The organism is Streptomyces sp. NPDC020983 (assembly GCF_044333485.1).
In the GTDB taxonomy this organism is placed as follows: domain Bacteria; phylum Actinomycetota; class Actinomycetes; order Streptomycetales; family Streptomycetaceae; genus Actinacidiphila.
Genome location: NZ_JBIRRA010000015.1, coordinates 1 through 12,240, shown reverse-complemented (window position 1 = coordinate 12,240; position 12,240 = coordinate 1). Strand labels below are relative to the sequence as shown.

At 74.5% G+C, this 12,240-nt stretch carries 10 protein-coding genes and 1 pseudogene; 5 read left to right on the top strand and 6 right to left on the bottom strand.

Annotated elements, in window-relative coordinates:
• Positions 1-19: 19 nt before the first annotated feature.
• The 5 genes from ACH4SE_RS28620 to ACH4SE_RS28600 all read right to left on the bottom strand — a co-directional run bounded on the left by ACH4SE_RS28620 (position 20) and on the right by ACH4SE_RS28600 (position 5,422).
• Positions 20-451 carry a cytochrome c oxidase subunit 4 gene (locus ACH4SE_RS28620; RefSeq protein WP_398546388.1) on the bottom strand — a complete coding sequence of 144 codons (432 nt, stop codon included), beginning with the start codon at positions 449-451 and terminating at the stop codon, positions 20-22.
• Positions 448-2,190 carry a cytochrome c oxidase subunit I gene (gene ctaD / locus ACH4SE_RS28615; RefSeq protein WP_398546387.1) on the bottom strand — a complete coding sequence of 581 codons (1,743 nt, stop codon included), beginning with the start codon at positions 2,188-2,190 and terminating at the stop codon, positions 448-450. Before ctaD ends, ACH4SE_RS28620 begins: the two co-directional genes overlap by 4 nt.
• On the bottom strand, positions 2,187-3,812 hold the full coding sequence (locus ACH4SE_RS28610) for a cytochrome bc complex cytochrome b subunit (protein ID WP_398546665.1): 1,626 nt from the start codon (positions 3,810-3,812) through the stop codon (positions 2,187-2,189). Before ACH4SE_RS28610 ends, ctaD begins: the two co-directional genes overlap by 4 nt.
• 267 nt (positions 3,813-4,079) lie before the next feature.
• On the bottom strand, positions 4,080-4,742 hold the full coding sequence (locus tag ACH4SE_RS28605; protein ID WP_398546386.1) for an endonuclease: 663 nt from the start codon (positions 4,740-4,742) through the stop codon (positions 4,080-4,082).
• Positions 4,743-4,876: 134 nt separating this feature from the next.
• Entirely contained in the window at positions 4,877-5,422 is a 546-nt protein-coding gene (locus tag ACH4SE_RS28600) for a cysteine hydrolase family protein (RefSeq protein ID WP_398546385.1), read from the bottom strand.
• A 184-nt stretch (positions 5,423-5,606) separates the two neighbouring features.
• Here ACH4SE_RS28600 and ACH4SE_RS28595 point away from each other — a divergent pair, with 184 nt between their 5' ends.
• Entirely contained in the window at positions 5,607-5,978 is a 372-nt protein-coding gene (locus tag ACH4SE_RS28595) for a DUF3040 domain-containing protein (RefSeq protein ID WP_398546384.1), read from the top strand.
• A gap of 26 nt (positions 5,979-6,004) precedes the next feature.
• Here the strand turns inward: ACH4SE_RS28595 and ACH4SE_RS28590 are convergent, their stop codons facing one another.
• Positions 6,005-7,672, bottom strand: coding sequence for a SpoIIE family protein phosphatase (locus tag ACH4SE_RS28590; RefSeq protein ID WP_398546383.1), 1,668 nt, complete (start codon positions 7,670-7,672; stop codon positions 6,005-6,007).
• Between the two features lie 416 nt (positions 7,673-8,088).
• On the opposite strand from ACH4SE_RS28590, the gene ACH4SE_RS28585 reads away from it, so the two are divergent.
• From ACH4SE_RS28585 to ACH4SE_RS28570, 4 genes and pseudogenes are all read left to right on the top strand, one after another.
• Positions 8,089-9,171, top strand: coding sequence for a LacI family DNA-binding transcriptional regulator (locus tag ACH4SE_RS28585; RefSeq protein WP_398546382.1), 1,083 nt, complete (start codon positions 8,089-8,091; stop codon positions 9,169-9,171).
• Between the two features lie 211 nt (positions 9,172-9,382).
• Positions 9,383-11,056, top strand: a complete 1,674-nt coding sequence (gene araB / locus ACH4SE_RS28580; RefSeq protein ID WP_398546381.1) for a ribulokinase — start codon at positions 9,383-9,385, stop codon at positions 11,054-11,056.
• A gap of 166 nt (positions 11,057-11,222) precedes the next feature.
• Positions 11,223-11,987, top strand: coding sequence for an L-ribulose-5-phosphate 4-epimerase (locus tag ACH4SE_RS28575; RefSeq protein ID WP_398546380.1), 765 nt, complete (start codon positions 11,223-11,225; stop codon positions 11,985-11,987).
• Positions 11,984-12,240 (top strand): annotated as a pseudogene (locus tag ACH4SE_RS28570) (L-arabinose isomerase); the annotation flags it as partial. The gene ACH4SE_RS28575 and the pseudogene ACH4SE_RS28570, both read left to right, overlap by 4 nt.

Below are 12,240 nucleotides of genomic sequence, written 5' to 3'. Positions count from 1 at the left end.
GACCGCCCCCGGGCGCCCCTCAGCGCGGCGGCCGCGGGCGCCCGGCGGCGGGTGTGCCCGGCGGGTCGGGGCGGTGGACGTACTGGAAGACCAGGCCCAGGACGCCGGCCAGCAGCACGCCCAGGCCGAGCAGGAAGAGCCACACGCCGAAGACGATCCCGAGCGCGCACAGCGCGGCCCCGGCCCCGACGACGGGCGGAAAGGCGCTGCGGGCCGGGAAGAAGTCCACCGGCCCCGCGCGCTCCGCGATCTCGCCGTCGCGGCGGTCCTCGGGGCGGGCGCCGTCCTCCCGGGCCGTCCGGGTGAAGAAGGCGGCGATCAGCGCGGACATCAGGAAGGCGACGCCCAGCACCGCGCTGCCCGCCGGTTCGCGCGACCAGATCCCGTACCAGAGCCCGGTACCCAGGAAGAAGCCGGACACTCCGCCGAAGAGCCACGCCTCGGTCGTCATCGCTTCGCCTCCCCGTGCGGGTCGGGAGTGGCCTGGCCCGCGGGCGTGCGCGGCACGGGGAGGCCGGACGCCTCCGGGTGGTGCAGGTCGAAGGCGGGGGAGTCGGACCGCACGCGCGGCAGGGTGACGAAGTTGTGCCGCGGGGGCGGGCAGGACGTCGCCCACTCCAGGGAGCGGCCGAAGCCCCAGGGGTCGTCCTCCCCGACCCTGGGCGCACGGCGCGCGGTCCGCCACACGTTGTAGAGGAAGGGCAGCGTGGACAGGCCGAGCAGGAAGGCGCCGACGGACGACACCGTGTTCAGCGTGGTGAAGCCGTCGCTCGCGAGGTAGTCGGCGTAGCGGCGCGGCATCCCCTGCTCGCCGAGCCAGTGCTGCACGAGGAAGGTGGTCTGGAAGCCGGCGAAGAGCGTCCAGAAGTGGATCCGGCCCAGCCGCTCGTCGAGCATCCGCCCGGTCCACTTCGGCCACCAGAAGTAGAAGCCGCCGAACATCGCGAAGACCACCGTGCCGAACAGCACGTAGTGCAGGTGCGCCACCACGAAGTAGCTGTCGGTCACGTGGAAGTCGAGCGGCGGCGAGGCGATCAGCACCCCGCTCAGCCCGCCGAGCAGGAAGGTGGTGAGGAAGCCGACCGCCCACAGCATGGGCGTCTCGAAGGAGAGGCTGCCGTGCCACATCGTGCCGACCCAGTTGAAGAACTTCACCCCGGTCGGCACCGCGATCAGGAACGACATCAGGGAGAAGAACGGCAGCAGCACCATGCCGGTGGCGAACATGTGGTGCGCCCACACCGTGGCCGACAGCATGGTGATCGCGATGGTCGCCCCCACCATGCCGATGTAGCCGAAGACCGGCTTGCGGCTGAAGACCGGCACGATCTCGGTGACGATCCCGAAGAACGGCAGGGCGACGATGTAGACCTCCGGGTGCCCGAAGAACCAGAACAGGTGCTGCCACAGGATCGCCCCGCCGTTGGCCGCGTCGAAGACGTGGGCCCCGAACTTCCGGTCGGCCTCCAGGGCGAGCAGCGCGGCCGTGAGCACGGGGAAGGCCAGCAGGGCCAGGATCGAGGTGAAGAGGATGTTCCAGGTGAAGATCGGCATCCGGAACATCGTCATGCCCGGTGCCCGCAGGCACACGATCGTCGCGACGAAGTTCACCGCGCCCAGTGTCGTGCTCAACCCCGACAGCACCAGGCCCGTCGCCCACAGGTCGCCGCCCGCGCCGGGGGAGTGGACGACGCTGTTCAGCGGGGCGTAGGCGAACCAGCCGAAGGCGGCCGCCCCGCCGGGGACGACGAAGCCCGACACGACGGTCAGCGCGCCGAAGAGGTACAGCCAGTACGTCACCGCGTTCAGCCGCGGGAAGGCGACGTCCGGCGCGCCGATCTGGAGCGGCATCACGGCGTTGGCGAAACCGGCGAACATCGGTGTCGCGAAGAGCAGCATCATGATCGTGCCGTGGATGGTGACCAGCTGGTCGTACTGCGCCGTGCTCCACAACTGGAGTCCCGGCCGGGCGAGTTCCGCGCGCATCCCCATCGCCAGCAGGCCGGCGAAGAGGAAGAAGGCGAACGCCGTCACCATGTACATGTTGCCGACGACCTTGTGGTCGGTCGTCGTCAGGTACCGCAGCAGCCGCTCGCCCAGCCTGCTGCCCCGCACCACCGCCTCCGGCGCGGGCCCGCCCGGCGCGGGCCCGTCCTGCTCCCGCTCCGGCTCCTGCCGGGTACGCGTCATCGCTTCCTCCGCTCGGGCTCGGCCAGTGCTTCCTCGGCGTACCGCCGCTGCTCGGGCGTGGCCCCCACCTCGACCCGCCGCCCGGCGTACCAGCGGCTCAGCGCCACCTGGAGGCGCCGGAGCCGGCCGTCCCCGGCGGCGGCGGTCTGCGGCACGGGCAGGTCGCGCACCACGAAGCGGTACAGCCGCGCCGGGTCGGCGGGCGCGTGCTCGGGCTCCAGCGCCCCGTGGACGCTCTGCCGTACGACGCCGGTCTGCGTACCCTGCGTCAGGACCTCGCGCTCGTGGGCCTGGAGCGCCAGGCACAGCCGCTTGGTGACGGCGAAGGCGACGACCGGGCCGAGGACGAGGCAGACGCGGAAGACCCAGGTGAGGGCGTTGACGGACAGGTGGAAGGCGAAGGCGGCCACGTCGTTCCCGCCGGCGGCGAAGAGCACCCCGTACGCGACGACGCCCGCCACGCCGAACGCGGTGCGCACCGGGCGGTCCCGCGGCCGGTCGCACAGGTGGTGCTCGCGGTCGTCACCGGTCACCCACCGCTCCATGAGCGGACAGCCCAGCAGCAGGACGGACAGCACCCCCGGCAGCACCACCGCCGGCACCAGCACGTTCCACATCACGGTGTGGCCGGCCGCGCTGGTCTCCCAGTCCGGCATCAGCCGCAGCGCCCCCTCCAGGAAACCGAGGTACCAGTCGGGCTGGGCCCCCGTGCTGTCCTGGTCGGGCCGGTAGGGGCCGTACACCCAGACCGGGTTGATCTGGGCGACCGCGGCCAGCACGGCGAGCGTCGCGGTGACGAACAGGAACAGTCCGGTGGACTTCGCGGCGAAGTACGGGAACATCGGGCGTCCCACCACGTTGCGGTTGGTGCGGCCGGGCCCTCCCCACTGGGTGTGCTTGAGGTGGAAGACCAGGATCAGATGGGCCGTCACCAGGGCCAGGAGCAGGGCCGGGACGAAGAGCACGTGCAGCACGAACAGCCGCCCGATCAGCACGTGCCCGGGGAAGGCACCGCCCCACAGCAGGTAGGCGAGGTAGGTTCCCGCCACCGGGACCGACAGGACGATGCTGTGCGCGGTGCGCAGGCCCGTTCCCGACAGCAGGTCGTCGGGCAGCGAGTAGCCGCAGAAGCCCTCCAGCAGCGCCAGGAGGAACAGCAGCACCCCGATCATCCAGTTGATCTCGCGCGGCTTGCGGAAGGCGCCGGTGAAGAAGTTGCGCAGCATGTGCACCGTGAGTGCGGCCACGAACAGCAGCGCGGCCCAGTGGTGCATCTGGCGGACCATCAGCCCGCCGCGCACGTCGAAGCTGATGTGCAGCGTGGAGTCGTACGCCTCGGACACCGGCAGCCCGTCGAGCGGCGTGTAACTGCCGTGGTAGAGGATCTGCCGCGAACCGGAGTCGAAGAAGAGCGCCAGCCACGACCCGGTGAGCAGCAGGACCACGAAACTGTAGAGCGCCAGCTCGCCCAGCAGGAAGCTCCAGTGGTCGGGGAAGGCCTTGCGCAGCACCGCGCGGGCAGCAGCGGCGAGCGGCAGCCGGCGGTCGAGCGCGTCGACGCCCGTCAGCGCCGCTGCGCGCAGCCGCGCCCGGGCACGCTGCCGCCGCCCGCGAAGAATCAGCACCTGCCGACCACCCTCCCTGCACACCCGGACACACCCGGCGGGGGGGCGCGGGCCCCCGCCCCCCCCCCCCCCCCCCGCCCCCCCCCCCGGGCCCCCGCCCCCCCCCCCCCCCCCCCCCCCCCCCCCCCCCCCCCCCCCCCCCCCCGGGGGGGGGGGCGGCCCGCCCCCCCCCCCCCCCCCCCGCGCCGGGTACCCCGGAGCGGCGCCGGCTCACACGGAACCGCCCGTTCGGCCCAACGGCGGATCGGGCGGTTCCGGGCGCGTTCAGCCGCGCGCGGCCTCGCGGACCGCCTCGGGAGCCTTCTTGTCGAGCGAGACGCGCACCAGCGCGGCGGCGAGCACCGCGGGCTCCGCGTCCGCGCCCTCGGCGAGGTCCGCGAGCTTTCCGGGCGAGGCGGGCAGGCCCAGGGCCCGGGCGCCCTGTTCGGCCTTGTCGCCGAAGTAGGGGGCGACCTGCGGCCACACCGCCTGGACCTCGCGCAGGAAGATGTCCGCGCCGGCCGGGCCGACGCCGGGGAACTCGCGCAGCCGTTCGCGCACGCCCGCCGGGTCGCCGTCCGCCGCGTCGCGCAGCCGGCGCAGGTCGCCGCCGTAGCGCTCCTGCGCCAGTTCGGCGCCCTCCCCGAGCCGGGTGGCGGTGCTCTCGTCGTAGCGCCGGTAGCCGCCGCGGCCCAGCGCGTCGACCCGCTCCTGCCAGGTGGCGTCCGCCATCCCGCGCGGATCGCGCATCCCCGCCGCGGACAGCTCCTCGGCCGCGGCGACCGCGATGTCCGCCTTGATCCGGGTGCTCAGCAGGTCCGCGAGCACCAGCAGCCGGTAGAGCGGCTGCGGGGTGTCCTTCAGGCGGATGCCCGCCTGGTCGGCGTACGTGCGGCCGTAGCGGTCCAGGAGCGCGTGCGTGATGTCCTGCCGGTCGGTGCCGGCCATGTGACCCACCTCCCACCGGGTGCGTGGACCCTGCGGGTACCCGCCCCGGAGCGGACGAACCACCGCGCCGGGCGCTCCGCGCGGGCCGCCCGGGGGAACCCGGCCCCGTCCCCCTCCCGGGCCGCCCGCCGGCGTCACCAGCGCATGGTGTCGGTGTCCGTGAGCCGGGCACCCATGTTGCGCTCCATCATGCGCAGCGCCGCGTCCGCCAGGTCGGCGTGGATGTGGGCCACGGCGTCGCGCAGCACCGTCACGTCCAGGTGCCGGATGTGCGCGTCCAGCGCCGAGTAGAGCACGCACTGCTCGGTGGCCTGGCCGCACAGCACGACGTGGCCGACGCGGTGCTGCTGGAGGAGGTATTCCAGGGGCGTCTGGTAAAAGACCGAATGGCGGGCCTTGACGACGAAGAGCGAGTCCTCGTCGGGCACCACGGGCCGCACCAGCTCCGCGTGCGGCCCCTGCAGGGCGGCCGTGACCAGCTCGTCGTGGTGGGAGCGCCAGCGGCCGAAGTTGTCGTTGACGTAGATCACCTCGACACCGTGGCGGCGTGCCCCGGCGATCGCCCGGCTGACGGCGGGCAGTACCTTGCGCACCGACTCGACCAGCAGCTCCGCGTCCGGGTGGTCGTAGGTGTTGATCATGTCGACGACCACGAGCGCGGTCCCCGAGTGCGTGTCCATTCCCCCATCCTGCCCCCGGCTCGCCGGGTACGCCGTGCGCACCGCGATCGGGGAAATGATCCGTTTCACCCGATTGGACGGGTATGTCGCCGGGTAGTCGGTGGACATGAGCGGCTGGAACCGCAGCCACGGCCAGTGAAAGCCGGCGACGCCGGACGGGCCCCTCGGGTGAGGAGAGCGGACGATGGTCCTTTCCCTGCACGAACGACGAGTGATCGCCGACCTCGAACGGCTGCTCACCCGAGACGATCCCCGGCTCTCCAAGACACTCGCGGACTTCGGGCGCACCCACCCGGAGCCGCTGCACCCGACGGCACCCCCCGCACCGGAGGCCGGCCAGGAGCCGGCCGGGCCCCCGGGCGCCGAGCGGGCCCGCCGGGTCACCGTGTGGGCGAGCGTCCTGGCGCTGGTGCTGCTCTTCGCGGCCTTCGCCCTCTCCGCCGCCGGACAGCTGCTCGCCGCGAGCGTGTGCGCGCTCAGCGGGGTGGCGAGCTGGGGGGTCTACCGCGCCGGGCGGCACCGCGGCCCCGACCGGCCACCCGGGCCCGGCGGCTGAGCCGGCCGCCCGCGGGCGCCGCCGCCTCAGCCGGAGAGCGGCTGCTCGGCCCAGATGGTCTTGCCGTGGGTGGTGTAGCGGGTGCCCCAGGTGTCGGCGAGCTGGGCCACCAGGAAGAGCCCGCGCCCGCCCTCGTCCAGGCCGCCTGCGTGGCGCAGGTGGGGTGAGGTGCTGGAGGCGTCGGTGACCTCGCAGACCAGCCGGTCGGTGCGGATCAGCCGCAGCGTCAGCGGCGGGCGGCCGTAGCGGATCGCGTTGGTGACCAGCTCGCTGACGATGAGCTGGGTCGTCGTCGCCTCCTCGGCGGCGTTCCACCGCTTCAGCTGCTCGGCGGCGAGGTCCCGGGCCCGCGACACGGAGGCGGGCTCCGGCGGCACCTCCCACGACACCACGTCGCGCCCGGGCACCGGCCGCGGCCGGGCGAGCATCAGGACGCCGTCCTCCTCGCCGGACCGCACCGGCCGGACGGCCTCGACGGCCCGCGCGGCCATCGTGTCCAGGTCGTCCGCCGGGCGCGCCAGCGCCCGCGCCAGGGTGTCCGGCGCCGGAGCGCCGTCGGGGCCGAGCACCACGCCGCGCGTGTAGAGGGCGAGGACACCGTCCTCGGGCAGGTCGAGATCCACCGACTCGAAGGTGCCGTGCTCGCCGAAGGGCGGCCCCACGGGCATGCGGACCGGCTCCGCCGGCCGGTCCGGCCGGACGAGGAAGGGCGGCGGGTGTCCGGCGCTCGCGGCCTGGCAGCCTCCGGTGACCGGGTCGTAGAAGACCAGCAGGCAGGTCGTGGTGACGCCCGGCGGCTCACCCGAGGCCCTGTTCGTGGCCAGGATCTGCCGCACAAGGTGCTCCAGGTGCGTCAGCAGCTCGTCGGGCGCCAGATCCATGCTGAGCAGCGCCCGTACGGCGGTGCGTGCCCGCCCGGCCCGTGCGACGGCCTGGACGCCGTGCCCGGTGGCGTCGCCCGCGACCAGCGCGACCCGCGCGCTGGACAGCGCGATGACGTCGCACCAGCTGCCGCCCTTGCCCTTGTAGAGCCGCCCGGGCAGATAGCGGCGGGTGTGCTCCATCGAGGGGTGGGCGGGGACGACGTCGCGCAGCAGCGCGTGCCGCAGCGCCTGCCGCGAACGGGCCGAGCGCGCCTCCCTGCGCCCGTTGTCCAGGCACACCGCGCCGTGCGCGGCGAGCGCGGCGGCCAGCTCCAGGTCGCCGGGCGCGAACGGGGGCGCGGCAGGGCCGCGGTAGAGGTGCAGCAGGCCGAGCACGATGCCGTGCGCCGCCAGCGGGAGGGCGGCGAGCGCGTGCGCGGGACGGGCGTCCGGGGCCAGCCACGGCGTGTCCGGTCCGACGCCCGACTCCAGCAGCGGCATCCCGCCGCTCAGGGAGCGCGCGTACGGGCTGCCCGCCGGATAGGCGACGCCGGCGCCCACCGGCACCCCGCCGGGCGCCCCGCCTCCCGCACGGCAGGACGCCGCGCGCCGCAGCCCCGCCGACGCCCCGTCGACCGGGCCGGGGGGCGGGGCGTCGCCGTCCACCACCCCGTCGAGCAGGTCGACGGCGGCGAAGTCGGCGAGGCCGGGCACGGCGGCACGGGCCAGCTCGTCCGCGGTCCGCAGTACCTCAACGGTCGTGCCGACCGAGGTGGCGGCCGCGCGCAGCAGGTCGCTCCCCGCCGCGTGCCGCTCCTCGCGCCTGGCCACGCCCCCAGTGTCGGGGCGAGGCCCGGGCACCGCCACCGCTGGTCCGGCGGGGCGGCCGCACGAGGAGCGTGCCGCGCCGACGAGGACGGCGACCCGTCCCCCCGGGGCAGCCCGGCCCGCGTCCGCGCAGGCCGCGCGGCTGCGGCACGAAGGGGGCCGCCGCGTGGCAGGTGGCCGGCGGGCAGGGGTGTCCCCGGCCCCGTTGCGGGCCGCGGCCCCGCGCCCGGACCCGCTCCGGAGGGAGCGGCCGCGCCCCCACGACGCGGCCGCCCCTGCCCGTGCGGACCCTCCGGCCCCCGGCCCCCCGTCCGTCCGCCGGGAAGTCCCGCGGCCTACGGCGCCCGCGCTGCGGGACATCTCTTGACGGATCCTCTGTGAGCGCTAACAATGACAGCCGACACACAGATCGGAGAGCCATGTCACAGACCGCGCAGACCACCGGCCGGCCACGCCGGGCACCGACCATGGCGGACGTCGCCAAGGTCGCCGGCGTGTCGCACCAGACCGTCTCGCGCGTGCTGAGCAACCACCCCAATGTACGTGACACCACCCGGGCCGAGGTGCTGCGGGCGATCGAGCAGCTCGGCTACCGGCGCAACTCCTCCGCCCGCGCGCTCGTGACCCGCCGCACGCTCACGCTCGGCGTCGTCGCCTGCAACCCCACCCTCTTCGGACCCGCCAGCACCCTCTTCGGGCTGGAGGAGGCCGCGCGCGACGAGGGCTACATGGCCTCGGCGGTCACGCTGCGGCGCTACACCGCCAAGGCGCTGGAGGAGGCGATCGACCACCTCAGCGACTGGGGGGTGGAGGGCATCGTGGTGATCGTGCCGCACCGCGAGGCCGTGGCCGCGCTCGCCGAACTGCGGCTGCCCTTCCCCGTCGTGACCGTGGAGGGCGGGCACTCGCTGCCGATAGCGGGCGTCTCCGTCGACCAGGAGCTCGGCGCGCGGCTGGTCACCGGCCATCTGCTGAACGCCGGGCACCGCACGGTGTGGCACGTGGCAGGCCCGCCGGACTGGCTGGAGGCCGAGGCGCGCGTCAAGGGGTGGCGGGAGACGCTGGAGGAGGCGGGGGCCGAGGTGCCGCCGCCGCTGGTGGGGGACTGGACGCCGCTGTCCGGCTACCGCGCGGGCCAGGAGCTGGCCGGGCGGGTCGCGGCGGGCGGTGCGCGGCGCGGCTCCTCCGGTGTGACCGCGGTCTTCGTGGCCAACGACCAGATGGCGCTGGGCGTGCTGCGGGCCTTCCGCGAGGCGGGCCTGTCCGTGCCGGGCCAGGTGGCGATCGCGGGCTTCGACGACATCCCCGAGGCGGAGTTCTTCGCGCCGCCGCTCACGACCGTACGGCAGGACTTCGCCGCCGTCGGCCAGGCCAGCATCCGGCTGCTGGTCGACCGCCTGGAGGCGGGCGGCGGTCCGGGCACCGCGGGCTCCGAAGGCGACGTCGAGCGCGTGGTGATCGAGCCCCGGCTGATCGTGCGGCGCAGCAGCACGTCGCTGTGACGGCGGCGGCGTCCGCGCGCGGGGCCCGGGCGGGCGCCCCGCGCGCCCGCCGCCCCCCGGTGACCCCCGCCGCCCGCCCCGCACCCCCGTACCGCCGCACCCCCTCGTACCGCCGCACCGCCCGAACGGTCCGCCCCCGCGCGGACACGGCTCCACCCGTACCTCTCGCAGCGCCCCGCACACCTTTCGACCACTCCCGGGAGACCCGCACATGACGCACACCAGCACGACACCGCCGGCCGCCGGCGCCGTTACGGTCGGTATAGATTTCGGGACGCTGTCCGGGCGCGCCCTGGTCGTCGCGGTCGACGACGGCCGTGAACTGGGCAGTGCCGTCCACGAGTACGCGCACGGTGTCGTGGAGTCGGCGCTTCCGGGCGGCGGCCCGGCGCTGCCGCCGGACTGGGCGCTGCAGATTCCGCAGGACTGGCGGGACGTGCTGCGGTTCGCGGTGCCGCGCGCGCTGGAGGCGGCCGGTGTGCGGGCGGACCAGGTCGTCGGTGTGGCGGTGGACTTCACGGCGTGCACGGTGCTGCCGGCGACGGCCGAGGGTACGCCGCTGTGCGAGCTGGCGGCCTTCTCGGCGCGCCCGCACGCCTATCCCAAGCTGTGGAAGCACCACGCGGCCCAGCCCGACGCCGACCTGGTCGTGCGGGTCGCGGAGGAGACCGGGCAGCCGTGGCTGGCCCGCTACGGCGGGAAGATCTCCAGCGAGTGGCAGTACGCCAAGGCGCTGCAGGTGCTGCGTGAGGACCGCGAGGTCTACGACGCCGCGGAGCGCTGGATCGAGGCGGCCGACTGGATCGTGTGGCAGCTCACGGGCGCGGAGAACCGCAACCTGTGCACGGCGGGCTACAAGGGCATGTACCAGGACGGCGGTTACCCCGACGAGGGCTTCCTCGCGGCCCTGCACCCGGATTTCGCCGGGTTCACCGCCAAGGTGGAGCACCCGCTGTCCCAGCTCGGCACCGCCGCGGGCACGGTGACGGAGGCGGCGGCCGAGCTGACGGGGCTGCGGGCGGGCACGGTGGTGGCGGTGGGCAACGTCGACGCGCACGTCACCAGTGCCGCCGCGCAGGCCCTGGAGCCCGGCCACATGCTCGCGATCATGGGCACGTCGACCTGCCACATCATGAACTCCGAGGTCTTCGCCGAGGTGCCGGGGATGTGCGGCGCGGTGCAGGGCGGTGTGGTGCCGGGCCTGTGGGGCTACGAGGCGGGGCAGTCGGGGGTGGGTGACATCCTGGCGTGGGCGGTGCGGACCGTGCTGCCGCACGAGTACGCGGCCGAGGCGCGGCGGCGCGGCATCTCGCCGCACGAGCTGCTCACGCAGAAGGCGGAGGCCCAGCCGGTGGGCGGGCACGGACTCATAGCGCTGGACTGGCACAGCGGCAACCGCTCGGTGCTGGTCGACCACCACCTGTCGGGGCTGATGGTGGGCCTGACGCTGGACACCCGCCCGGAGGACGTCTACCGGGCGCTGATCGAGGCGACCGCGTTCGGCACCCGCACCATCGTGGAGACCTTCGAGCAGTCGGGGGTGCCGGTCGCGGACTTCACCGCGGCGGGCGGGCTGCTGAGGAACGCCTTCCTGATGCAGACGTACGCCGACGTGCTGAACCGCCCGATCAACGTGCTGGCCTCCGAGCAGGGCCCGGCGCTGGGCGCCGCGATCCACGCGGCGGTCGCGGCAGGTGCCTACCCGGGCATCAGGGAGGCGTCGGCGGTCATGGGACGCATCAAGCGCGAGGCGTACACTCCCGACCCCGAGCGGGCCGCCGCCTACGACCTGCTCTACGCCGAGTACCGCACCCTCCACGACCACTTCGGACGCGGCGGCAGCGCCGTCATGCACCGCCTGCGCGCCCTGCGCGCAGCCCGGTGAGACGACGGGCTGCGCAGGGGGACGGGCCCGGTGCGCCGGCCCGGGGACACCGGGCCGGCTCCGTACGCCGCGGGCGGCGTACGGGCGGCACCGGTGCATGTTAGCGATCACTATTTTCCGTGTTAGCGCTCACTCCGAGCAGATTTCAGAGACGAGGTACTCCGCCATGAGCAGCAGCCCTCCTCCGGCGTCCGCGGGCGATCCGCTCGCCCGGCTGCGCCGCGAGGTCAGCGATCTGCACCAGGAGCTGGTGCGTTACCAGCTCGTCGTGTGGACCGCCGGAAACGTCTCCGCGCGCGTTCCCGGGTCCGACCTGTTCGTCATCAAGCCGAGCGGGGTCGACTACGACGCCCTCACCCCGGACAACATGATCGTGTGCGACCTCCAGGGGCGGGTCGTGGAGGGCGCGCTGTCGCCGTCCTCCGACACCGCGGCGCACGCGTACGTCTACCGGCACATGCCGGAGGTCGGGGGAGTCGTCCACACCCACTCCACGTACGCGTGCGCGTGGGCGGCGCGGGGCGAGGCGGTACCCTGCGTCCTGACCGCGATGGCCGACGAGTTCGGCGGCGAGATACCCGTGGGGCCGTTCGCGCTCATCGGTGACGACTCGATCGGGCAGGGGATCGTCGAGACGCTGCGCGGCCACCGCTCGCCGGCGGTGCTCATGCAGAACCACGGCGTCTTCACCATCGGCAAGAACGCCCGCGCGGCGGTCAAGGCCGCGGTGATGTGCGAGGACGTCGCCCGCACGGTGCACATCTCGCGTCAGCTCGGCGCGCCGCTGCCCATCCCCGGCGCCGACGTCGACCGGCTGTACGACCGCTACCAGAACGTGTACGGCCAGCAGCCCGCCGCTCCGGCCGAGCCGACGGCCCGCCCCGCCACCCCCGAGGACACCCGCCCCGCCGACCGAGGAGTCACCGCATGACCACCGCGTCCACGCCGCCGTCCGCCGCCGAGCGCGAGGTCTGGTTCCTCACCGGCAGCCAGGGCCTGTACGGGCCCGGCACGCTCGCCCAGGTCGCCGAGCAGTCCCAGGCCATCGCCGCGCAGCTGGCCGCCATCCCGGGCTCGCCCGTTCGCGTCGTGTGGAAGCCGGTGCTGACGGATGCGGCGGCGATCACGGGTGTGGTGTTGCGGGCGAATGCGGATGAGGGGTGTGTGGGTCTGATTGCGTGGAT

Coding starts and splice junctions, on each gene's coding strand:
- ACH4SE_RS28620 (WP_398546388.1), bottom strand. CDS start 451: ATGACGACCGAGGCGTGGCTCTTCGGCGGAGTGTCCGGCTTCTTCCTG.
- ACH4SE_RS28575 (WP_398546380.1), top strand. CDS start 11,223: ATGAGCAGCAGCCCTCCTCCGGCGTCCGCGGGCGATCCGCTCGCCCGG.
- araB (WP_398546381.1), top strand. CDS start 9,383: ATGACGCACACCAGCACGACACCGCCGGCCGCCGGCGCCGTTACGGTC.
- ctaD (WP_398546387.1), bottom strand. CDS start 2,190: ATGACGCGTACCCGGCAGGAGCCGGAGCGGGAGCAGGACGGGCCCGCG.
- ACH4SE_RS28585 (WP_398546382.1), top strand. CDS start 8,089: ATGTCACAGACCGCGCAGACCACCGGCCGGCCACGCCGGGCACCGACC.
- ACH4SE_RS28595 (WP_398546384.1), top strand. CDS start 5,607: ATGGTCCTTTCCCTGCACGAACGACGAGTGATCGCCGACCTCGAACGG.
- ACH4SE_RS28605 (WP_398546386.1), bottom strand. CDS start 4,742: ATGGCCGGCACCGACCGGCAGGACATCACGCACGCGCTCCTGGACCGC.
- ACH4SE_RS28600 (WP_398546385.1), bottom strand. CDS start 5,422: ATGGACACGCACTCGGGGACCGCGCTCGTGGTCGTCGACATGATCAAC.